Origin of the sequence: Mediterraneibacter agrestimuris (genome assembly GCF_943193195.1) — a bacterium.
Lineage (GTDB): Bacteria > Bacillota > Clostridia > Lachnospirales > Lachnospiraceae > Schaedlerella > Schaedlerella agrestimuris.
This window is the reverse complement of the sequence record NZ_CALPDG010000033.1, coordinates 1-23,922: the sequence shown is the minus strand read 5'-3', so window position 1 is coordinate 23,922 and position 23,922 is coordinate 1. Positions and strand designations below refer to the sequence as shown.

General features: G+C 40.3%; 18 protein-coding genes. All 18 read left to right on the top strand.

Translation table 11 applies throughout. From position 1 onward, the window contains the following. The 18 genes from dltD to NFS18_RS13925 all read left to right on the top strand — a co-directional run bounded on the left by dltD (position 1) and on the right by NFS18_RS13925 (position 23,826). On the top strand, positions 1-1,206 hold the full coding sequence (dltD, locus tag NFS18_RS14015) for a D-alanyl-lipoteichoic acid biosynthesis protein DltD (RefSeq protein ID WP_251391246.1): 1,206 nt from the start codon (positions 1-3) through the stop codon (positions 1,204-1,206). Positions 1,207-1,334: 128 nt separating this feature from the next. Beyond that, a complete protein-coding gene (locus NFS18_RS14010; protein ID WP_251391244.1) occupies positions 1,335-2,432 on the top strand; it encodes a DUF3048 domain-containing protein in 1,098 nt (365 codons plus the stop codon). A 303-nt stretch (positions 2,433-2,735) separates the two neighbouring features. Further along, positions 2,736-3,989: a CDP-glycerol glycerophosphotransferase family protein gene (locus NFS18_RS14005; RefSeq protein WP_251391237.1), complete on the top strand. Its 1,254-nt coding sequence runs from the start codon at positions 2,736-2,738 to the stop codon at positions 3,987-3,989. 1 nt (position 3,990) lies between these two features. Further along, the gene (yidC, locus tag NFS18_RS14000) at positions 3,991-6,753 is read left to right on the top strand and encodes a membrane protein insertase YidC (RefSeq protein ID WP_251391235.1); all 2,763 of its coding nucleotides are present in this window, start codon (positions 3,991-3,993) and stop codon (positions 6,751-6,753) included. 23 nt (positions 6,754-6,776) lie between these two features. Next, positions 6,777-7,652, top strand: coding sequence for an NTP transferase domain-containing protein (locus NFS18_RS13995; RefSeq protein WP_251391233.1), 876 nt, complete (start codon positions 6,777-6,779; stop codon positions 7,650-7,652). Next, positions 7,652-8,554 (top strand): choline/ethanolamine kinase family protein, encoded by a 903-nt coding sequence (locus NFS18_RS13990; RefSeq protein WP_251391231.1) that lies wholly within the window; start codon positions 7,652-7,654, stop codon positions 8,552-8,554. Before NFS18_RS13995 ends, NFS18_RS13990 begins: the two co-directional genes overlap by 1 nt. 28 nt (positions 8,555-8,582) lie before the next feature. Beyond that, on the top strand, positions 8,583-8,846 hold the full coding sequence (locus NFS18_RS13985; protein ID WP_251391229.1) for a hypothetical protein: 264 nt from the start codon (positions 8,583-8,585) through the stop codon (positions 8,844-8,846). Between the two features lie 129 nt (positions 8,847-8,975). Further along, positions 8,976-9,899, top strand: a complete 924-nt coding sequence (locus NFS18_RS13980; RefSeq protein ID WP_251391228.1) for a site-specific integrase — start codon at positions 8,976-8,978, stop codon at positions 9,897-9,899. Positions 9,900-10,035: 136 nt separating this feature from the next. After that, positions 10,036-11,070, top strand: a complete 1,035-nt coding sequence (locus NFS18_RS13975; RefSeq protein ID WP_251391220.1) for an S-layer homology domain-containing protein — start codon at positions 10,036-10,038, stop codon at positions 11,068-11,070. A 136-nt stretch (positions 11,071-11,206) separates the two neighbouring features. Beyond that, positions 11,207-12,607, top strand: a complete 1,401-nt coding sequence (locus NFS18_RS13970; protein WP_251391218.1) for a CAP and S-layer homology domain-containing protein — start codon at positions 11,207-11,209, stop codon at positions 12,605-12,607. A 178-nt stretch (positions 12,608-12,785) separates the two neighbouring features. Then, a complete protein-coding gene (locus NFS18_RS13965; protein ID WP_251391216.1) occupies positions 12,786-13,823 on the top strand; it encodes a glycosyltransferase family 2 protein in 1,038 nt (345 codons plus the stop codon). Continuing rightward, positions 13,804-15,402 carry a glucosyltransferase domain-containing protein gene (locus tag NFS18_RS13960; RefSeq protein WP_251391214.1) on the top strand — a complete coding sequence of 533 codons (1,599 nt, stop codon included), beginning with the start codon at positions 13,804-13,806 and terminating at the stop codon, positions 15,400-15,402. Before NFS18_RS13965 ends, NFS18_RS13960 begins: the two co-directional genes overlap by 20 nt. A gap of 20 nt (positions 15,403-15,422) precedes the next feature. Beyond that, on the top strand, positions 15,423-16,475 hold the full coding sequence (locus NFS18_RS13955; protein WP_251391212.1) for an acyltransferase family protein: 1,053 nt from the start codon (positions 15,423-15,425) through the stop codon (positions 16,473-16,475). An 80-nt stretch (positions 16,476-16,555) separates the two neighbouring features. Beyond that, positions 16,556-18,259: a dTDP-4-dehydrorhamnose reductase gene (rfbD, locus tag NFS18_RS19545; protein ID WP_331477702.1), complete on the top strand. Its 1,704-nt coding sequence runs from the start codon at positions 16,556-16,558 to the stop codon at positions 18,257-18,259. Between the two features lie 75 nt (positions 18,260-18,334). Then, positions 18,335-19,411, top strand: a complete 1,077-nt coding sequence (gene rfbB / locus NFS18_RS13940; protein WP_251391210.1) for a dTDP-glucose 4,6-dehydratase — start codon at positions 18,335-18,337, stop codon at positions 19,409-19,411. Positions 19,412-19,601: 190 nt separating this feature from the next. Continuing rightward, positions 19,602-21,482, top strand: a complete 1,881-nt coding sequence (locus NFS18_RS13935; protein ID WP_251391208.1) for a rhamnan synthesis F family protein — start codon at positions 19,602-19,604, stop codon at positions 21,480-21,482. Between the two features lie 20 nt (positions 21,483-21,502). Then, the gene (locus NFS18_RS13930; RefSeq protein WP_251391206.1) at positions 21,503-22,606 is read left to right on the top strand and encodes a polysaccharide pyruvyl transferase family protein; all 1,104 of its coding nucleotides are present in this window, start codon (positions 21,503-21,505) and stop codon (positions 22,604-22,606) included. Between the two features lie 5 nt (positions 22,607-22,611). After that, positions 22,612-23,826: a glycosyltransferase gene (locus NFS18_RS13925; protein WP_251391204.1), complete on the top strand. Its 1,215-nt coding sequence runs from the start codon at positions 22,612-22,614 to the stop codon at positions 23,824-23,826. Positions 23,827-23,922: the final 96 nt, after the last annotated feature.

Here is a 23,922-nt window from a genome sequence, read left to right as displayed (position 1 = left end):
GTGAAAAAAAGAGTAATGAAAAAGCTGATCGTTGTGACAGCAGCGATTGCTACAGTAATTGCTGCCGCGATGATATTTGAATCATGGCTGGATAATCAGATTGATAAAATATATAATGTATCGGCGTATACGAAACCAATCAATCTGCAATATGATGATTATTCAAAAGATAAAGGTCAGTTGATTCTGGAAAAAAGCGCAGAGAACGGCAATGTGATTTTAATGGGATCTTCAGAGCTGAATTCCTGGGTGGGGCAGAATCCGGTTAATATGTTCCCAAATACAACTCTGAATGATGATCTGACAATTGTTGGACAGGCATATGTACAAAGTCTTCTTCATTCAATGAAAGCAGGAACTCCGGCATTGGAAGGCGCAAAAAAATTGGGGATTGTTGTTTCATTGCAATGGTTCTATGGGGACGATATTGATACAAATGGATTTGCGGCGAATTTCTCAGAATATCAGTTTTATCAGTGTATGAAGAATGACAGGCTGAGTGAAGAAAGTAAGAATTATATTTGCAGCAGAACAAGTGAGCTTCTGAAAGAGGTTGAAGGATATGATGATATCAAGGTCTATGCATGGCTGCATTCACGGGATTCGATATTTGCAAATGCAGCATTTACAGTTCTGAGTCCGTATTATAATCTGCGTGAAAAAACACTGGAAATCAAAGACAAGTGGGATACATATCAACTGCTTAAGAAAACATCAGGTGATGCAAGGGAACCTGATGTTCTGGATCTGGACTGGGATAAATCAATGCAGGATGCGAAGGCAGAGGGTGCGGCATTTTGTACAAACAATGAATATTATGTGGCGGATGAATACTATGACACTTATCTGCGGGACACAATTGATACGTTAAGAGATGCTGAAGCAGAGACAACATTGAATTCTAAGGAAATGCAGGATTTTGAAATGTTTCTTCAAATCTGTAGAGAGAATGGTGTCCGGCCATATGTCATTATTATGAATACCAATGGTCTGTATTATGATTATGTAGGCATGGACGGGGAACGAAGAAACGGTCTGTACGATGAAGTGGAAAAGAGGGCAAAAGTACAGGGCGCAGAGGTTCTGAGATTATCCGAGTATGAATATGAACCATACTTTATGTTAGATGTCATGCATCTCGGATGGAAAGGGTGGTTGTATGTGGATGAGCAGATTTCAAAGCATTATGCTGAAATTAAAGAGTAGCGCTGTAGGTCAGTATCTGCTTCTCGTGATAGTTCTTCTTGTGTTGGCATGGGGATTTATGGAAGCAGATGGAGCAAACGTATCATTTGTATACAATAATTTTTAAGAAAGAGAAGAGGAAAAAGCAAATGAAAAAAATGAGAGTAGTTCTTTTATTGGCAGCGATTCTGGCACTGGGAGTTACAGGCTGTAAGAAAAAAGAGGTTGTTGAGGAACCAAAAGAGCCGGAGAAAAAGGTTGTGAAAGAGGTTGAAGAAGAGCCGGAAGAGCCAGAGGAAGAGATGCCGGCTAATCAGAATCTTTTAACAGGAATTGGAGATTTATCGGAGGGGGCAATAGGAAAGCGCCCTGTTGCAGTTATGGTAAACAATGTTCCAGATGCGATGCCGCAGTACGGTGTTCAGGAGGCTGATATTATTTTTGAAATGCCGGTAGAGGGTGATGCAACCAGATTCATGGCGATGTATGCGGATTATACGCAGGTACCGAGAGTGTGTGCGGTAAGAAGCTGCCGCTATTATTTCCCGGTATTTTCGCAGGGGTTTGACGCATTTTATGTGAACTGGGGAATTGATGACTCTGTAGCTGATTATCTGGCCAGTCTGAATCTGGATCAGTTTGATGGAATGTATGATGGCAATGGATTGTTTGCAAGAGATCAGTCAAGGCTTAATGCCGGATATGCTCTGGAGCATACAGCTTATTTTGAGGGAACTGCATTTGCAAATGTAGTTCAGTCACAGGGAAAAAGACTGGAGCTGGCAGATGATAAGAAGAGGACTGCTTTTAAGTTTAATGGTTTGAATGAACAAGTGAAACCAGAAGGAAAAGATTGTACAAAGGTAGATATTAATTTTGGTGCACAAAGTTCTACATTTACATATGACGCAGAGAAGAAAGTATATCTGAAACAGATTAATGGAACACCTCAGATAGACGGAAATACTCAGGAGCAGCTTGCATTTACAAATGTATTTGTACTGGAAACAGCCATTACTGTGCGGGATGCGGTCGGTCATAAAGATGTAGAATGTATGGGGGGACCTGGTTTTACCGGATATTATGTTTCTAACGGAGGCGTTCAGAAGATCACTTGGGCAAAAGAAGGCGGTATGGGAGAAAAATCGCCGTTGATATTCCGGGATGAAAATGGTGATGAAATCAGAGTAAACAGAGGTAAAAGTTATATTGCTATTAACTATTCATCTCAGACTACATTTCAATAAGAGCTTATAAAGCGGCAAAAAGTTAATTATTTTAGAGATAAGATGGTTTTTAGCGCTGATATAAGACCAGATTGTTAATAAAAGAAAAAGAGTGTGCTTGGAGTATATTTAAGAGTAATCTATAAAAATATACAGTATACAGCACACTCTTTTTGACAGAGGGGCAGGGAATTGACAGGATATGGGGCTGACCAGCGGGAACTGGCAAAGAAATAATCCAAAATATGAATATGTGAGTAAGTAAGTGATGAGATTAGTAACAGAGTATGGCTGTTACAGTGAGGAAACAAAGGAGAAGAGAAGATGGCACTTTATATTGACCCGGGAACCGGAAGTATGCTTTTTGCAATACTGATTGGGCTCATTGGCGCGGCGAATTATCTGTTAAAGGATTGGCTTGTGAAAATTCGTTTTCTGTTAAGCGGCGGCGGACAGAAAGTGGAGGCAGGCGCAACGAAGATTCCCATTGTAATTTTTTCTGATGACAAAAGATATTGGTCAGTATTTGAACCAATCTGTCGTGAGTTCGACAGACGCGGCGCAGATATTGTTTATATGACAGCTTCTTTAGATGATCCGGCATTGGAGAATTCGTATGAACATATCAAAGCGGAATTTATCGGAGAAAATAACAAGGCTTTTGCAAAGTTAAATTTTCTGAACGCAACGATTGTGCTTTCAACAACACCCGGGCTGGATGTCTACCAGTGGAAACGTTCAAAGAAAGTTCAGTATTATGTTCACATGCTGCATGCTGCAAACGAAGTAGCAGGATACCGCATGTTTGGGCTGGATTATTATGATGCTTTGATGTTATCCGGAGAGTATCAGGTGAAGGATACAAGATATCTGGAAGGTATCCGGAATCTTCCAGCTAAGGAACTGGTAAAGATCGGTATTCCTTATATGGACGAAATGTATGCGAGACTGCAGGCTGATAAGGAAAAGAACATACAGTCAAAGAATTATGAACGGACGGTGCTTCTGGCGCCATCATGGGGAAAAAGCGCGATTTTATCAAAATTTGGCGGAAGGATCATTGATATTCTTATAGATACAGGGTATCACATCATTATCCGTCCGCATCCACAGTCATTTACGGCGGAAAAGGATTTGATGGATAAGCTGATGAAACAATACCCAGATTCCGAACAGATTGAATGGAACTGCGATAATGATAATTATGAAGTGCTGAAACGTTCTGATATTTTAATTTCTGATTTTTCAGGTGTTGTTTTTGATTTTGCGCTTGTTCATGAAAAACCGGTGATTTATACAGATACAAAGTTCGATAAGGGACCATATGATGCATGGTGGCTGAAGACGCCATACTGGACTTTTACGGCATTGCCGCGTATTGGAAAGGAATTGAATGAAGATAATCTGGATTCCCTGAAGGAAATGATAGATGATTGTATTTCTGATGAAAAGTATGCGCTTGGACGCAGGGAAGTAATCCAAGAAACATGGGAGCACAGGGGAGAAGCGGCAGTACGTGCAGTGGATTATCTGATGAATAAATATGAGCAGCTTGCAGCGGCAGAGGAGGTAAAATAGCATGTCAATTGGGGCGATATTAGATACACTACTATTCAAACCACTCCAGCTGGTATTTGAAATGATTTATATGATTGCAAACCGTGTGATTGAGAATCCCGGCTTGTCAATTATTGTTCTGAGCCTGGTTATGAATTTTCTGGTTCTTCCACTATATAAACGTGCAGATGCTATGCAGGAAGAAGAGCGGGATATGGAAATGAGGCTCCGTGATGGTGTGGCGCATATCAAGAAAACGTTCAAAGGCGATGAACGTATGATGATGCTTCAGACATATTACCGGCAGAATGATTATAAGCCCACATATGTTTTAAAAGGGGCAGTCTCTCTGTTTCTAGAGATTCCATTCTTTATTGCTGCATATCGGTTTCTGTCAGAGCTTCAGCTTTTAGAGGGGGTATCCTTCGGGGCGATTTCTGATTTGGCAAGTCCAGACGGCCTGCTGGTTATAGGAGGGGTGACAATCAATATTCTGCCGATTATTATGACAGCAGTGAATATGGTCTCTTGTGTAATTTTTACAAAAGGCAGCTCTATGAAACAGAAGATACAGCTGTATGGAATGGCAGTCTTTTTTCTGGTATTTTTGTATACATCTCCGTCAGGGCTTGTATTCTACTGGACATTAAATAATTTGTTTTCTTTAATAAAGACGATTTTTTATAAAATAAAGAATCCAGCCAAAATACTAAGTGTTATGTTTTCAATTACAGGAGTCTGTGTGCTGGTATATGGTCTTTTTTTCTATCATATGCCGACGGTGAAGAGAACATTATTCTTTATAATTTGTAGTGTGCTTCTGCAGATTCCGATTCTTTATACAGCTGCCAAGGATAAGGTACAAGGCAGGTTTAAAATCAATATTGGGAAGCCGAACCGAAGTGTATTTTTTGCAGGGGGATGTTTTATGTCAGTATTGACGGGACTTTTGATTCCCTCAGCTGTTATTCAGGCATCGCCGCAGGAATTTATTGATGTTAATTATTATTATAATCCACTTTGGTTCGTTGTCAGTGCACTTTGCTTTGCCATAGGAGTTTTTGTTATCTGGGCGGGGGTTTTTTACTGGTTGGCAAAGCCAGAGGTAAAGGTTCTGTTTGAACGGGGGATTTGGATTATTGCCGGAATCTCGGTTGTAAACTATATGTTTTTTGGAAAGAACTTGGGGATTCTGAACTCGGAATTAAAATATGAACAGGGGCTTGGCTTTGGCTTCAAAGCACAAATATGGAATGCAGCAGTTATGACGCTTGTAATTGTATTGTTTTGCTTTATGGCAGTACGCGTGAAGAGAATGGTTTTGAATATGCTGGTGATTGCAGCACTTGCGGTTGGCGGAATGAGTGTGATGAATATGGTTCATATAGATTCCGCAATGGAAAGCATAAAAGAACAGGCTGCTGCAAATGGTGAAATACCGGAAATTAGTTTGAGTAAAAATGGAAAGAATGTTGTTGTATTTATGCTGGATAGGGCAGTGGGTGAATACGTGCCGTATATTTTTAATGAAAAACCGGAACTTCAGGAGAAATTTGCGGGATTTACTTATTATCCGAATACAATATCATTTGGTGGATTTACGAACTTTGGGGCGCCGGCATTGATGGGCGGATATGAATATACTCCAATGGAAATGAATAAAAGAAGTAATGAATCTCTGGCTTCAAAACAAAACGAAGCGTTAAAAGTGATGCCGGTATTATTTGATGAGAATGATTTTGACGTTACGGTGTGCGACCCCACATATGCAAATTATCAATGGATTCCGGACTTGAGTATTTATGATGATTATCCGGATATTAAAAGCTATATTACAAAAGGGAAGTTTTCAGATCAGTCAACGAAAGAATACAAGGTGGAAAATAGTAAGAGAAGATTTTTCTGCTATAGTATTATGAAAGTGATACCACTTTGTTTTCAGCAGATGGTCTATGATGAGGGAAATTATAATCAGAGTAATGATGGTTTGGAGGCAGACGGGCTTTATGTGGGACAAACAATAACTGGAATTGCTACAGCAGAAGGATTATATTCGGTTTTTATGGATGCGTATAATGTTCTGGATAATCTTTCTGAAATGACAAGAGTGGAAAATACGAGGGCAGATAAATTTTTACTTATGACAAATGATACAACTCATGAACCAATACTTCTGCAGACACCGGGCTATATACCGCAGGAACAGGTAGACAATACAGAGTATGACGCGGCAAACCAAGAGAGGTTTACTGTTGACGGTGTTACCCTGGATATGGGAACAGACTGGCAGATGACTCATTATCATGCGAATATGGCCGCAATACTCAGGCTGGGAGAATGGTTCGACTATTTACGGGAAAATGATGTATATGATAATACGAGAATTATACTGACATCTGACCATGGACAGAATCTGGATCATGCGAATGAATTTTTACTGGAGGATGGACAAGACAAGAGTCTGTTTAATCCTATATTAATGGTGAAAGATTTTGGCGGAGAGGAGTTTGCTGTTTCAAAAGAGTTTATGACAAATGCGGATGTTCCAAGTATGGCATTGGAAGGGATTATAGATAATCCAGTTAATCCATTTACCGGAAAGAAGATAGACTCCAGTGAGAAGACGTCCCATGAGCAGTATGTATTACTGTCATATGAGTGGGATACAGAGGTGAATAATGGCAATACATTTTTACCAGGAAAATGGTATTCGGTTCATGATGATATGTGGGATAACAGTAATTGGAAAGTGGCAGAAGAGAACGGAGTACTAATGGCAGAATAAACTGTCAGAGAAAGGACGAACAAATGGGATATAAGGTAGACAATGCGATTATCATGGCTGCAGGTGCATCCAGCAGATTTGCGCCGTTGTCATATGAAATTCCGAAGGCTTTGATCACTGTAAAAGGTGAAGTACTGTTAGAGCGGCAAATCAGGCAGCTGCAGGAAGCGGGGATTTCAAAGATCATTGTTGTAGTCGGTTATATGAAAGAACGGTTTTCCTATCTGACAGAGAAGATGGGAGTGAAAATTGTAGAGAATAATGCATTTAATGTTCGGAATAATAATTCCAGTATTTATGCGGTCAGGGAATATCTGGGAAACTCGTATATCTGTTCAGCTGATAATTATTTTACAGTGAATCCGTTTGAAAAGGAAGTAGACGATGCATATTATGCGGGTGTGTATGCGAGTGGAGAAACAAGAGAATGGTGCATGGAAACAGGCAGTGATGGCTATGTGAATCATGTAGAGATCGGGGGTGAAAATGCATGGTATATGTTGGGACATGCATTTTGGAATGAGACATTTAGCAGGAAGTTTAAAGAGATCCTTTTGAGAGAATACGATCTTCAGGAAACTGCAGACAAACTCTGGGAGGCTATATATAAGGAACATTTGGATGAGCTGAAATTGAAAATCAGACATTATGCAGATGATTTTATTTTTGAATTTGACAGCCTGGATGAGCTCAGAACATTTGATTCCAGCTATATCAATGATACGCGTTCAATAATCTTGAAGAGGATTGCATCAGAGCTTGGATGTCTGGAAGGTGAAATTACTGATATTCGTGAGATTAAAGATGAAGCAGGCATACAGGCAGTTGGATTTGAATTTATGTATGGTTCTGATATATATGAATATTTCTACGGGCAGAAAAATTGGAGGAAACGATAATGGCTAAACAAATTGAAACAAAAGATATCAGTGTGGTGAAAGAACTGCTTCAAAAGGTAGCAGGAAAGTCTGAATATGCAGAGATAGAACGTATGGGTGGATTGACCAACCGTACATATAAAGTAATGTTTGCAGATGGGGATCAATACATCGTACGAATTCCGGGTGAAGGGACTGAGAAAATGATCGTCAGAGGTGATGAGCGAGTCAGTACAGAGCTGGCATGTGATTTGGAGATCGATGCTAAATTGTTATATTTTGGCGAAGATGGAGCTAAGGTTACAGAGTTCATTGAGGATGCGGTTACGATGTCGGCGGAGACGATGCGTGAGAAGGAAAATATAAAAGAGGCCGCTGTCATTTTTAGAAAACTTCATACCTGTGGCGTAGATACAAAAGTACCGTTTGAAGTCTTTGATATGGCAAAGTCATATGAGAAAATCATATTTTCTAACAATGTTGATATGTTTGATGACTATGAGGAAATTAAGATAACGGTTATGAAAATAAAGGCAGAGGTTGACAGCATGTGCGATATTAGAAAGGTGCCCTGTCATAACGATGCTTTGTGTGAAAACTGGGTGAAGTCAGGTTATGGACGTATGTATTTGATCGACTGGGAATATGCGGGTATGAATGACGGACTTTGGGATCTTGCGGAAGTTTCGATTGAAGCAGCATACGGGCATAGTCATGATGAGTTGTTTTTAACTGAATATTTCGGAAAAGAGCCATCGGATGCTGATTGGAAACATTTTCTTGCTAATAAGCTGTATGTGGATTATTTGTGGACTTTGTGGGCAAAGACAAGAGTGCCCTTTGACGGACAGCCGATGGAGGACTGGGCAGAAGAACGGTATGAGCGCTTGAAGAAAAATATTGACATTTTTAATGAATTGTAGGGAAGTGTGATGAGGAGGGAAATAGAAAATGGCAGCGGGGATTATTGTGTTGGCAGCTTTTTTTGCTACGGTATCATACCTTTGTTATTATAGGGCAATATCTGAGATCGGAGCATCTAAATCTATGGCGCTGAATGTTACCTATGCTGCATGGGCAATTGTTTTTACTGTTGTGATTTTAAGAGATACAAGTGTTATTACTCCGGTAACAGTTATCTGTTCGGTTGTAGTTATTGTATGTGGGATTTTTGCAGCGGCAGATTTTAAGGAATTGTTTGCAAAAAGAAAATGAATCTGGTTATTATGATTAAGACAACTCCGGCGGTTAGTGACTGCCGGGGTTTTTCTGCAAATCGTGCCAATAGATGTCTTGTTCTGATACGTTATACTGGTAAGTAAAAACGTCAGGAGAGTGGTGGCAATGAAATTTGAGCAGTGGGCAGCAATCTGGCTGGAAAACAAAAGGAATTATGTGAAGGAATCGACATATGCAAATTATCTGGTTGCGATGTATAATCACATTATTCCCGCATTTCAAGGAATTGAGATAGGGGAGATTTCCAATCGTATGCTTCAGGAAAGGATTATATTCTGGTCGAAAAACGGGAAATTGAATGGAAGTGGCGGACTAGCAGTCAAGACAGTCAAGGATATGATTGTGATATTGAAGATGTGTCTCAAGGATTATGAGGAATGTTATGAGCTGGAGGTACGGAACCGCACGATGAAGTATCCTCCCAGTAGGGAAAAAAGTGGAATTAAAGTATGGTCCGGCGAGCAGCAGAAGCAGGTGATGAGGCTGATAAGAAGGCATTTGGATTGCGAAACGCTGGGATATGCAATTTCCTTGTGTACAGGCATGCGAATCGGGGAATTGTGTGCTTTAAAGTGGGAAGATATTGATCTGGCGAATCGATTAATTCATATTAATAAAACACTGCAGCGTATTTATCTAAAGACAGCAGTTGGAAAAGGGGTTACAAAGATAGTGATTACTACACCCAAGTCGGAAAAATCTGTGAGAAATGTACCAATCTCAAATGCCTTGTTAGAGCTATTAGAACAGATGGGAAAGCAGCGGGGAAAATATGTTTTGACAGGCACAACTTCTTATATTGAGCCTAGAGCCTACAGGGAGCATTATCAGAAATTTGTGGAGCAGCATGGAATTCAGCCAATCAAGTTCCATGCACTGCGGCACACATTTGCTACAAGGTGTATTGAAAATGGGGCGGATTATAAAATTGTCAGTGAGCTTCTGGGACATTCGTCTGTCAACCTGACATTGAATCTGTATGTGCATCCGAATCTGGAAGATAAGCGAAGGTGTGTGGAATTGCTGTAATTCCAAATTGACACAATCCCCAAGTAGTGTTATGATACAATTGTTACAGAAAGATGAATAATTATTAAGAAAATACGAAACTGGTAATGTTGCATGATGTGATATTATCAGTTTTCTACAAGAAGAGGATAAATTGATGAAAATACAGAAGTTGTTGAAAACAGCGGGGGCAATTATTTTAGCAGCGGGGTTATCAGTAAACGTCGTTCAAGCGGCGGTATATACAGATGTGAATATGGCAGACTGGTATTATGAGTCTGTTCAATATGTTTCTGATAAGCAGATTATGACTGGGCTGGATTCCGCAACATTCGGACCGGGGCAGCCTTTGGCACGTGCACAGTTTACAGTGATCCTGCATCGTATGGCAGGCTCACCGGAGCCGGCAGTGCCGAGTACATTTTCAGATGTGGAGGCGGGAGAGTGGTATTCAGATGCAGTGGCATGGGCAAGTTCAGCAGGAATCGTAACGGGATATATCGATACCAATACATTTATGCCGGGGCAGTCTGTTACAAGACAGGAAATTGCAGTCATGATGTACCGGTTTGCACGTTATACAGGAAAGGAATCTAAGGCGCGTGCAGATATCAACAATTATCCGGATGCATTGCAGGTCAGCAGTTTTTCTTATGAGGCAATGCAGTGGTCAGTCGCACATGAGCTGGTAAAAGGGGATAAGGGAAACTTGAATCCGCAGGGAACAACGAACAGAGCAGAATGTTCTACGATTATTCAGCGATATCTGGAAAATGACTGGATTCCGACCGGAACTGAAAATAACAAACCGGGGAATCCGTCAGTGCCGGAAGGAACGGAAAAGGGACAGGCTGTTGTGAATTATGCAAGACAGTGGGTAGGAAAGACACCGTACCAATATGCCGGTAATAGTCTGACAACCGGTACGGACTGTTCTGGATTTGTAAAGTTGATTTATGCAGAATTTGGAATTACATTGCCGAGATCTACATGGGAGCAGGAGGTAATCGGGATTGAAGTGGAAGAAAAAGATATGCAGCCAGGGGATCTGGTGTTTTTCAGCGCCTATGAACATGTGGGGATTTATTCCGGTAACGGGAAATTAATTCATATGGCAACAATGGAACAAGGAACTGTTGAAGATGAATTAAAATGGATGGGACCGATCAAGACAATTAGAAGAGTGTTGTGAAAAGTAACAGGGTATTGTATTTATCTGATAAAAGTATTAAAATATCAACAAGATGGTCTGTGCGGATGTGAAGGCACGGAGTGTGCAAATGTATTTGCATCGGTAGAACAATATTAAAAAATCAGGAGGAAAGAAAATGAGAAGGCACAAGAGTATTGCGGGACTGGCGGCGTTCAGCTTATTGTTAGGCTGTGTCACTTTACCGGTGAAGGCAGCAGACATGGAAATCGGAGAAGCATTTACTACGATTCCAGAGGAGGAAGTTCAGGCTTTTAGCGAAGCAGTAATACCGGAAGATCTGGAAGGATTTTCAAGTGAGTTGATCGAGGCGTATGATGCTGAAGAATTCAGTCTCAATGAATATGAGTTGGGAGTACTTTATCTGACGAATAAGATTCGTATGGCAAATGGAATTGCACCTTTATCCATGCAGGCAGGCTTACAAAAAGCGGCAGATATCCGTGAACCAGAGCTTTGGGTCAAGTTTGCTCATGAAAGACCAAATGGTACGGAGTGTTTTACGGCGCTTGATGAGTGTGGAGTAAGCTATGGAACAGCCGGAGAGAATATTGCAGCGGGACAGTTTAATCCCCAAATGGTAATTACCAGCTGGTGGAAAAGTGATGGTCATCGGGAGAATATGCTTACGCCGGGGTTCAGCCATCTTGGTGTGGGATATACTTATAAGGAAGACAGCGAATACGGTCATTACTGGGTGCAGATGTTTACAGGTACCTGTGAGCCGGATAGTATTTCGCTGACAGAAGATGATTCTATTCCGTTTATTATGAAAAATGATCAGACGATAGATGAACTGGGGCTTATGCTTCAGATTGAATGTCATCATGGCACATCCTATATGCCGGTAACGGAGGAGATGTGCAGCGAGGTTGACATGAGTCTGTTAAAACAGAAGCAGACAGTTACTATCAGTTATAAGGGGAAGTCTACAACAGTTGATATTATGCTGCATGAGCCGATGCCGTTTGGCGATGTCAGCCCGGAAAGCTGGTATTATGATTACGTAGAAGAAGTGTATTATAATGAGATTATGACCGGACTGGACGGAACAACTTTCGGACCGGAACAAAATCTTGCCCGTGCACAGTTTGCCGTTATTTTGCATCGTCTTATGGATGTTCCGGAAGTGGAATATAAGGCTGTTTTCCCTGATGTGAAAGATGGTGAGTGGTATACAGACGCAATTCTCTGGGCAAGTGAAAACAAGATTGTGACAGGATATAGCGACACTGGAAACTTCGGACCTGGGGATAATATCAACCGGGAACAGATGGCAGTTATGATGTACCGTTTTGCAAAATTCCTTCAAGAGGATGTAAGTCAGACGGCGGATTACAGCAGATTCAGTGATGCGGGTTATGTAAATGAATTTGCTCAGGAAGCAATGAGTTGGGCAGTCGGTATGGAGATCATCAGCGGTAAGGATGACGGAACGCGGCTTGACCCACAGGGGAATGCAAGCCGTGCGGAATGCGCAACAATTATTATGCGGTTTTTGGAAAAATATGTATTCTAAAATGAAATGGGTAAAAGGGGCATGTCTTGATGATATGCCCCTTTTACATTGTTGTAAAGCACGTAAAAACATATGAAAAGTGTGATATCGAATATATTAGATTGTAATTTTGGCTGAAATGGACTAAAATGTAACAAGATGGTTTTTAGACAAGAGTGAACAGGAAGGATAAGTATAGATGAAACAAAGTATTACACTGGTAGTACCGTGTTATAACGAGGAAGAGGTACTACCGCTATTCTATAAGGAATATTGCAGCGTGGCTGAACGATTGCCGGATTATATCGTTGAGGTTTTGTTTGTTGATGATGGATCGAAGGACAGAACAATTGAGATTGTAAAGAAACTGGCAGAGAAGGATAAGAGGGTGAAGTATTTGTCTTTTTCGAGGAATTTCGGAAAAGAGGCAGCAATCTATGCGGGGCTCCAAAATGCTGATGGTGATTATACAGCGATTATGGATGCGGATTTGCAGGATCCGCCGGCATTGCTTCAGGAGATGCTGGATGCAATTGTAAAAGAAGGCTATGATTCTGCTGCCACGCGCAGAGTGACCAGAAAAGGTGAACCGCCGGTACGTTCTTTTTTTGCAAGATGTTTTTACCGTCTGATGAATAAAATCTCCACAACGGAGGTTATGGACGGTGCCAGAGATTATCGTCTGATGACAAGACAGTTCCGGGATGCAATTCTGCAGATGGGTGAATACAATCGTTTTTCCAAGGGGATTTTCGGCTGGGTCGGATTCAAGACGAAGTGGATTGAGTTTGAGAACGTAGAGCGGCAGGCGGGGGAGACAAAATGGTCTTTCTGGAAGCTGCTTGTATATAGTATTGAGGGAATTCTCGGATTTTCTACTGTGCCGCTGGCGCTTGTTTCGGTGCTGGGGCTTCTTGTTTGTTTTGCGGCATTTGTATTTCTGGCAGTGATATTGGTGAAGACGCTGTGTTTTGGAGACCCGGTAGCAGGATGGCCTTCTACGGTGTGCATTATACTTCTGCTGGGCGGTATCCAGCTGTTTTGCATGGGAATTCTCGGCATGTATTTGTCCAAGGCTTATCTGGAGACGAAGAAACGGCCAATTTATATCTGCGGAGAAACGAATCTTTCTGGAAAGGATGAAGGATATTTACCGGAATTACAACACACTAAGATGAAAAAGACTATACATGCATGCGCAGAATCAGGAGAAGAGAATGAAACAGAAAGAGATTAGTAAGAAGAATTATCTTGGGAAAATGCCGTCAATTAAGAGCTTTATAAAAGAAAATCAGATAAATTGGTGGATTATAGCTGTTTTTTTGCTGATGGTGTATGGAATTAAGATATTTAATGTATCTATATCCCATGATACAGAGGCGATCATTGCAGATGCTAATGGAATCTATGGGAGCTGGTATTCTATTGGCAGATTTGGTTTGGTATTTTTAAAGAAAATTTTAGGAACATATGTGTTTAATCCATATATTGCAGCGTTTTTAATGGTATTTGCAATGTTGTTAAACAGTGTGGTCTGGACATATTTATTTGGATGGCTGGGGAAAAAGGAAACCAGTATTACAGGATGGATTTTTCCTTCTTTTTTCTTTACGTCTATGATTATGGCAGAACAGTCGGGATTTTTGCTGCAGGCATATGAAGTCAATATTGCTCTTTTGATGGTGGGAGCTGCTTTGATATGTTTATTTAAGGCTTTTGGTGAAACAAGCAGCATATTATGGTGTCTTCCGTCTATTTTTTGTTGTGTAATCGCTTTTTCTGCATATCAATCATTGGTTCCGATGTTTACAGCAGGAGCAGCGTTGTGTTTCATTACATTCTATGATCGTCTGGAGAGAGAAAGAGAAGTACAGCTTGAATATAAGTTTTGTTTAGCATTGATTATAAAAATGGTTGTGGCTTTTCTTTTGTCGTTTATAATATACCAGATTGCCAATAAAGTGGTACTTCTTGCAATAGGAGCAAGTACTAATCCCTATATAACAGAGCAGATCATGTGGGGAAAACTACCGATATCAGAATGTATTTATAATATTCTGAGGCATATTTACCGGGCATATTTTGGAAAACTGCTTTTTTATAATAAAGCAAACTTGTTTATTTGCTTAGGTATAGTTATATATGTACTGAATGGCATACGAAAGAAAAAAACATGCTATCTGTTATATGCGGCAGCGGCTCTATATTGTCTGATAAGTCCTTTTTTAATGACGATTCTTATGGGGAATGAACCGACAATGAGAACGCAGATAGTTCTTCCTTTTGTGATGGGATTTTTTTTACAATATCTTGTAGAAAATCTTTGGGAAAACAGGGGGAAGGTTATGCTCCGTTTGAATTGTATTATTATGATAGCGGTTATCGTTGTAACTATGAATCAAAGTATTATGAGTGCGCGGTTATATTATACTCAATATGTGCAATATGAGTCAGATGTGGCATTAGCTGTTAAAATTACAGATCGTATAGAACAACTGAATTTGGGGGAGATTCCGCAGGAACCGGTTGTATTTATAGGGGCAAAAGGAGCATGGAGAAATCCGGCATGTATTGATAGTACTCAATTGGAATTGATAGGACATTCATTCTTTGAAGTATCTTACTATACAGCGCATGGAACAAAGGTAATGCTTAATTTTCTGAAAACGCAGGGATATCCATATATGCAGCCCACAACTGAACAGATGGAACAGGCAGAGAAAATAGCTGAGTCTATGCCTTCATGGCCAGATACAGGAAGTGTTATGGAAAAAGACGGTATTATTATCGTGAAGCTGGGAGCATCAGAAAATTAAGAAATAAAGGCTGGTAAGGAATGAAGAAGGAACGATTATTTTATTTGGATTTTGTGCGTGCAATTGCTGCGCTGGCTATTGTAATTACACATTTTAATGCGAGATATCTATATTTGAACCCACCGGCTCCGGAAAAGGCGGTATTTATAACTTTTATCGGCAATTTATATATTGGTGATTGGGGAGTATCACTATTTTTCATCATTTCCGGTGCAGCGCTTATGTATGTTTATGAAGAAAAGTGCCAATTAAAGACATTTTATAAAAAGCGGTTTTTATCAATATATCCGATGTTTTGGATCGCATATATTACCGATTTTTTGTTTATTATGTGGCAGACGCATACACTACCCGGAGAAGGAATTCCAAAATGGCGGATTCTATTTTCAGTAATTGGTTTTGATGGATTACTCCTGACAAACGGGTATCCTACGTTTTATCTGTTGGGAGAGTGGTTTCTCGGTGTCATTGTATTGATTTACCTTGTATTCCCATTGCTTCGGGCGCTATTGAATAAAAAGCCGGTATTACTTCTGATATTGACGGCAGTTGGATATGCAGGCGGTCTTGTATTGTGTACTCAAGTACCATATCCTCTGGCTCCTGCCACATTGTTGTTTGTGCGTATACCGGAACTTGTTTTCGGAATGTTTTTTGTGAAATATAAAGGAAAAGTAACGTGGAAAACCGCTGCACTGGCTTTGGCGGTAGTATTGGTGAATTGGATTGTGAAACCGGGATTTTCCGCTAGCATCCAGACAACCTATGTGGGGATCACTTCGTTTCTTGTATGTGTGTATGTGTCAAATATTGTAAGATGTGCACCGGTGGAATATATCTGTGGGAAGTTGAGTAAATATTCTTATGCAGTCTTTTTAGTCCATCACGTTATAATTGCAAAGGTTATGGGGAAATTTAATTTAACGGAAATCAGTGTGGGAGAGAGTTACTTGCTGTTTATGGGTGTATGCTGTGTGATTACTCTGTTTGCAGGGATCCTTTATCTGGCACATTATTTTGTTATGAAAGGGATTGCATGTATGATACAGAGAGTGAAAAGTAAAGTCAGGTGAAAGAGAAATGATTGAAAGAAACGGAAAACTGGTGTAAAATAATAGCATTAAGCGAAAAAGGAGATTTTGATTTGAAAAAAATGTTTATTACAGGATGTCAGGGACAGCTGGGCAGGGCGCTGAATGTTTTTTATTCCGGACACTCTGACATACAACTGATCAATACAGATGTGAACGATTTGGACATTACAGATGAACAAGCAGTACTCCAGAAAGTTCTGGAAATAAATCCCGATATTATCATCAACTGCGCCGCTTATACAAAGGTGGACGAGTGTGAAGAGCATGAAGATGAGGCATATCAGATTAATGTAACCGGTGTTCGGAATCTGTGTCACGCAGCAAATGAGGCGGGGGCGGTTATTGTGCATATTTCTACGGATTATGTATTTAACGGTGAGAAGAAAACACCCTATGTGGAAAGTGACGCGTATGATCCTCAGTCTGCATACGGCAGGACGAAGATGGCGGGAGAGCAGATGGTATGCCAGATAGCAGAGAAGTATTTTATTGTGAGAACGGCATGGCTGTATGGAGAAGGCAAGAATTTCGTGGGTACCATGCTGCACCTTTCTGAAAGCAGAGATTGTGTGCGGGTGGTCAACGACCAGTTCGGTACGCCCACAAGTGCAGAGGAACTGGTGAAGGTGATTGATCTGCTGATCCAGTCCGACAGATATGGTATCTATCATGCGACATGCGAGGGAAGCTGTGACTGGGCAGAGTTTGCAACAGAGATATTTCGGCTTTGCGGCAGGAATATGAAAGTGGAACCGGTGACAACCGAAGAATATGGCGCCAAGGCAAAGAGACCCGCCTATTCGGTGTTAGAGAATCGGAGACTGACAGAAGAATTCGGATATAGAATGCAGGAGTGGAAGCCTGCATTGGAGAAGTATTTGGCAGACAGAGGATTGATGAAAAAGGAACTGGTATATTCTATGAATAAAAAGAGAGTATTGGTAACAGGGGCAAATGGCTATATCGGAAGACATGTAGTTTCTGCACTTCTGGATATGGGACACGAGGTCATCGCATCGGACTTCTCTTATGACGGCGTGGATGAACGTGCGAAGAGAACAGATGTGGATCTGTTTAGCGGAGATACAGATATCTACGAGCAGTATGGCAGACCGGACTCCTGTATCCATATGGCATGGAGAAATGGATTTGTACACAATGCAGAGTCGCATTTGACGGATTTGCCGAATCATTATACATTTATCAAGAACATGATCGAAGGCGGACTGCCTCAGCTTGCGGTTATGGGAACCATGCATGAAATCGGATATTGGGAAGGGGCGATTGTAGAAGATACGCCGGCTAATCCCACCTCTCTTTACGGGATCAGCAAGAATGCCCTTCGTCAAATGACGTTCCTCCTTGCCAGTGGGAAGGGTGTAAAGATTGACTGGCTGAGAGCATATTACATTCTTGGGGATGATGAAAAGAGCAGTTCTCTGTTTGGGAAGATCGTGGGCTGGGAGAAGGAAGGGAAGGAGACGTTCCCGTTTAACTCCGGTAAAAACAAATATGATTTTATTACGGTAGATGAGCTGGCAAAGCAGATTGCGGCATCTGCCACACAGGATGTGGTACATGGTGTGATCAACTGCTGCACGGGCAATCCGGTAAGTCTGGCAGATAAGGTGCAGGAGTTTATTGCTGAGCACGGATTCAAGATCCGGCCTGAGTTCGGAGTATTTCCAGACAGACCTTACGATTCACCGGGAGTCTGGGGAGATGCGGAGAAGATTCAGAAAATTATGAAGGGTCTTGAGTAGTGCCATAGGAAATATATAAACGGAAAGAGTACCTAAATAAAGAAGAGATGAAAAGGATAAAGGAGAGAAAGAACCATGAGAACTTATTTAGTAACGGGAGGAGCAGGATTTATCGGCTCAAATTACATTCACTACATGTTTAAAAAGTATGATAATGAAATCCGCATTATCAATGTGGATAAACTGACATACGCAGGGAATCTGGAGAATTTAAAAACTGTAGAGAACCGTGATAACTATACGTTTGTCAAAGCGGATATCTGTGACGCAGACGCTGTTAATAAGATTTTTGAGGAAAATGATATTGACAGAGTTGTTCATTTTGCGGCTGAAAGCCATGTGGACAGAAGTATTAAGAATCCGGATGTGTTTGTAAAGACAAACGTACTCGGGACACTGGTGATGCTGAATGCTGCCAAGGCAGCGTGGGAGCTGGAGGACGGAACCTTTAAGGAAGGCAAGAAGTTTTTGCATGTTTCTACAGATGAGGTGTATGGCTCCCTGGAGGAAGAGGGAGAATATTTCTATGAGACAACGCCGTATGACCCGCACAGTCCGTATTCTGCAAGTAAGGCTTCTTCCGATATGCTCGTGAAATCTTATATGGATACGTATAAATTCCCGGCAAATATTACGAATTGCAGCAACAACTACGGTCCGTATCAGTTCCCGGAGAAGCTGATTCCGCTGATTATCAACAATGCGCTGCAAGGTAAGAATCTCCCCGTATACGGAGACGGCAAGAATGTCCGTGACTGGCTCTATGTAGAAGATCATGCAAAGGGAATCGATATGGTGCAGGAGAAAGGTCGTCTGTTTGAGACATACAACATCGGCGGACACAATGAGAAACAAAATATTCAGATTATTCATATCATACTGGACACACTTCAGGAAATGCTTCCAGAGGGAGATCCGAGAAAAGAACTGGTAAGCGAGAAATTGATTACTTATGTAGAAGACCGTAAAGGGCATGACAGACGTTATGCGATCGCGCCAGATAAGATTAAGGAAGAAATTGGCTGGTATCCAGAGACAAAGTTTGAGGATGGAATTAAGCTGACGATCAAATGGTTCTTTGAAAATGAGGATTGGATGAAGAACGTGACAAGCGGTGATTACCAGAAATACTACGAAGAGATGTATAAATAAGTAAGATGAGTATATAGGCATAAATCAAAAGGCATTTATGCCTATATTTTCTATTGTTATGGCAAAATCGTAACAGTTCAGCCATAACAGCTCGAATTGTTGATTTGTAGTTTGGAAAGGACTGGTATAGTAACTGAGTGTTTGCTATAATAAACTGAGTGTGACAGATATTTAAGGAGAATGGCAAGAAATGAAGTTAAAAAATAATCCGAGAAGATTAGTGATATATTTTTTTTACGATAAGAGAGGCATTGTAGATCGTTACGTTCCTCACTTCTTGAAAGATTTAAAAGAAAATGCAGAGGAAATCATGATTGTTTCTAACGGAGAGATAGAGCCGGAGGGCAGACAAAAGTTAGAACAATATGGAAATGTCTTTGTTCGGGAAAATAAGGGATTTGATGTCTGGGCATATAAGGAATCACTTGAACAATATGGCTGGGAAACGCTGGAGCAATATGATGAAGTGATCATGATGAACAGTACTATTATGGGACCGGTGTTTCCACTGAAAGAAACATTTGATAAAATGGATGGACAAGATCTGGATTTTTGGGGATTGACAGAATATTATGAGCAGAATGTAGATCCTTCCGGTTGTTGTGTATATGGGTATATTCCAGATCATATTCAGTCCCATTTTATTGCATGCAGAAAAAATTTGGTGCAGAGTGAAGAATTCCATAGGTATTGGGACGAAATGCCAATGATTCACACATATTGGGAAGCTGTTGGGAAGCATGAGATGATTTTTACGAAGCATTTTCGTGATCTTGGATTTAAAAGTACAGTGTATGTGGAGACAGAAGCACTTCGGTCATATAGCGGATATCCCTTGATGATGTGCCCGACTAAGCTTATAAAGGAACAGAGATGCCCCATTTTTAAGAGGAGAATGTTTTTCCATGACCCAAAAGATTTTATGAGCCAAACGGCAGGAGAGGCAGTTAGTGAGCTATATCGCTATCTTGAGACACAGACTGATTATGATGTGGATTTTATATGGGAAACAATTCTGAGAAATTATAATCAGGCGGATATTGTGAAAAATATGAATCTGCATTATATTCTTTCAGAAGAATATGCAGACGCAGGTAAAAGGCAGCAGGCACTTGAGAAAAATAAAGTGGCACTTGTTATGCACCTGTATTTTGAAGATTTATTGCAGGAGTCTTTGCACTATGCGAAAGCAATGCCTGAGACTGCTGATGTTTATATTACGACAAACAGTGAAGAGAAAAAGATAGCAATTGAAAAGGTATTTGCCGGGTTGAAGTGTAATTATCTGGAAGTCCGTGTAATTGAAAACCGGGGAAGAGATGTGAGCAGTCTTTTGATAGGTGTTCGTGATGTAATTATGGATTATGACTTGGTTTGCTTTGTTCATGATAAAAAGACTGCACAGGTGATCCCTGGAACTGCCGGGGCAAGTTTTTCCTATAAATGTTTTGAAAATACACTTGCAAGCAGAGCATTTGTTGAAAATGTCGTTACGACATTTGAAGATAATCCAAGACTTGGCTTATTGACTCCTCCAGAGCCGAATCATGGTCCTTTTTTTACAACGCTAGGACGAGAGTGGCGGGGGAATTATGATATGGTAAAAAAATTGGCGGAGGAGTTGAAGATTTATGTGCCAATTGAAAAAGAAAAACCGCCGATAGCGCCTTATGGGACAATGTTTTGGTTCCGCCCGGAGGCAATGAAACCTTTGCTGCAGAAAGAGTGGATATATGAGGATTTTCCGGAAGAACCTAATGAAATGGACAATACAATACTGCACGCAATAGAAAGAATATATCCATTTGCAGTACAGCAGAGCGGATATTATCCAGGGATTGTGATGTCTCATACTTTTGCGGGAATTGAATATGGTAATTTGAAATACTATGTGCGGGAATATAATGAAATTATGATGAAACATCATATTGAGCATTTTCATCAGTATATGTGTGCTGAATTACAGGACAGGTTAGATGCTTATGATGATCGGGATTCCTTAAAAGGAGTATTGAAGCGAAGAATGAAAAATCGGGTAAGGGCAATATTACCAGGCGCTTTTGATAACTAAAATAATAAAGGGAAAATATAATGAAAAGAATCTTGATATATGCATATATGGCAGGTAATTTCGGTGATGATCTGATGGTTTGGCTTTTATGCAGGAGATATCCGGAAGTGAAGTTTGTGTTGTGGGCAGATTCTTCTTACAGAGAACGTTTTCAGGGGATAAAGAATGTACGCATTATTTCACAAAAGGATAAGGTGAATCGGGTTTACAATTATTTGATTCGGAATATACTGAAAAGAGAAGACGATTACTTTCAATATCTTGTGAGAACTTCTGCCGCAGTGATTCATATAGGCGGTTCAATATATGTACAACATGAACAGTACGAAATAACGATGGCCATCGACAGAATGCTGCGAAGGAACAGTAAAAAAATGTATGTATGCGGGGCGAATTTCGGACCATATGAAGACCAGGGATTTTTACGGGAGTATTACAACATATTGAAGCAGGATGATGGAGTGTGTTTTAGAGACCGTGCATCTTACGAGTTGTTTCAGTCACTTCCAAATGTCAGGTATGCTCCGGATATTGTGTTTGGCTGTCCGGTTGATTTGGATATGACAGAAAAAAATAAAAGTGTTCTGATATCTGTGATTGATCTGGAAAGGCGAAAGGGACATTACGGAATCAGCCAATATGTGGATGTGTATAATTCGTTTATACAAAGTGCAGCACAATGGTATATTGAAAATGAGTATCAGGTTAATTTTCTTTCCCTTTGTGATGAACAGGGCGACAGGAAGGCTGCAGAAGATATAGCGGGTAAATTACCGGAAACGATGCATAACAAAGTTAATATTTATTCATATCAGACAGATATTATGCAAATACTGTCATTGTTTGCAGAAACAGAAATTGTGATTGGCACAAGATTACACAGTATTATACTTGGCTGGGTGTATGGGAAAAAAGTACTTCCGATAGTTTATGACCTGAAAATACGAAATTTATTGTCTGATTTGAAATGGGATGCATATTTGGAGTTAGACAATTTGGGAAAGCTTGATATTCCGGCAATGTTAGAGGGGATAGAAAAGATGCCTGAAAATAAACTGCAGGAATTAGTTTGTAAATCAGAAGAGCAGTTTTTGGATTTGGACAGGCTGGTTAAAAATTCATGAGGCAGATGAGAAAGGGGGCGGTTGGTTTTATGGATCCGTTGATTAGTATTGTAATGGTAAATTATAATAAAGAAATGTATATTGAAGAGGCTATAAAAAGTGTTCTGGAACAGACATATACAAATTGGGAACTGATTATTGTGGATGATGGTTCTACGGATGATTCTGTTAACATTATAAGAAAGTATCAGGGGATGGATGACAGGATAAAGGCAATTTTCAGGAAAGAGAACAGTCAGATATGCGTTGTGACAAATATTGGGTTCGGACAAGTGAAGGGCGAGTTTGTTGCACGGATAGATAGTGATGATGTATGGCTTCCACAAAAGCTTGAAAAACAACTTGCGTATTTGGAAGTACATCCGGAAGGTGGATTGTGCTTTACCAAGTTAGATATTATTGATGAGAATAGTAAAAATATCAATGATGAATTACCAGACTTGTACAAGGCATATAATAGCAGAAGGAATCAGGAAGAGTGGATTCGGCATTTCTTTTTCTGCGGAAATACATTGATCCAGTCGTCTCTTTTAATGAAAAGGGAAGTTCTGGATAGTATTGGGAATTTTAATGTGGCTTATATGCAGGGGCATGATTTCGATTTCTTTACAAGAGCAATCCGAAAGTATCAATTTATATTTTTGGAGGAACCATTAACCTGGTATAGAAGGACAGGGAATCAGAATAGTGGAAGTAATGAGACAAATGACAGAAGATTTTTCAATGAAAATATGAATATCCGATATCATTATTTTGATGATATGGAAGATGAACTTTTTATAAGATGTTTTCATGGGGATTTTGTGAATCCAGAGTCGGTATCGCATGAGGAAATTTTATGTGAACAAGCATTTCTTTTATGTAAATGTATACAGGGAGAAGTAGATAATCCGGTTTTGGGACTTACAAAGCTTGAAAGACTTTTAAATGATCCTAGAACAGGAGACATTTTGCAAAATAAATTTGGATACTGTCCGAAGGATTATTATAAACAATCAGTACAGAAGCTGTTTTATACGGAAGAAGTGCAGAAGAAGATAAACATTCTTTCCTATGATTTAAATGTACAAATGCATATTAATAAAAGCCTGGAGGCTAAGAATGCAGAATTATATGCTGAATGTGAAGAACTTAAACAACAAGTGCAAGGTATGTTAAATTCCAGAAGTTGGAGAGTGACAAAACCGCTTCGCAAAGTGAGTAAAATGGTGGGAAAATAGGGCAGATAGTAAGGTTATTTGTAACAGTTCAGCCCAGGACTTTGCACTGGCTGCAAAGTCCGTGAAATAACGTATAGGTAGAGATGCATCAAGCCA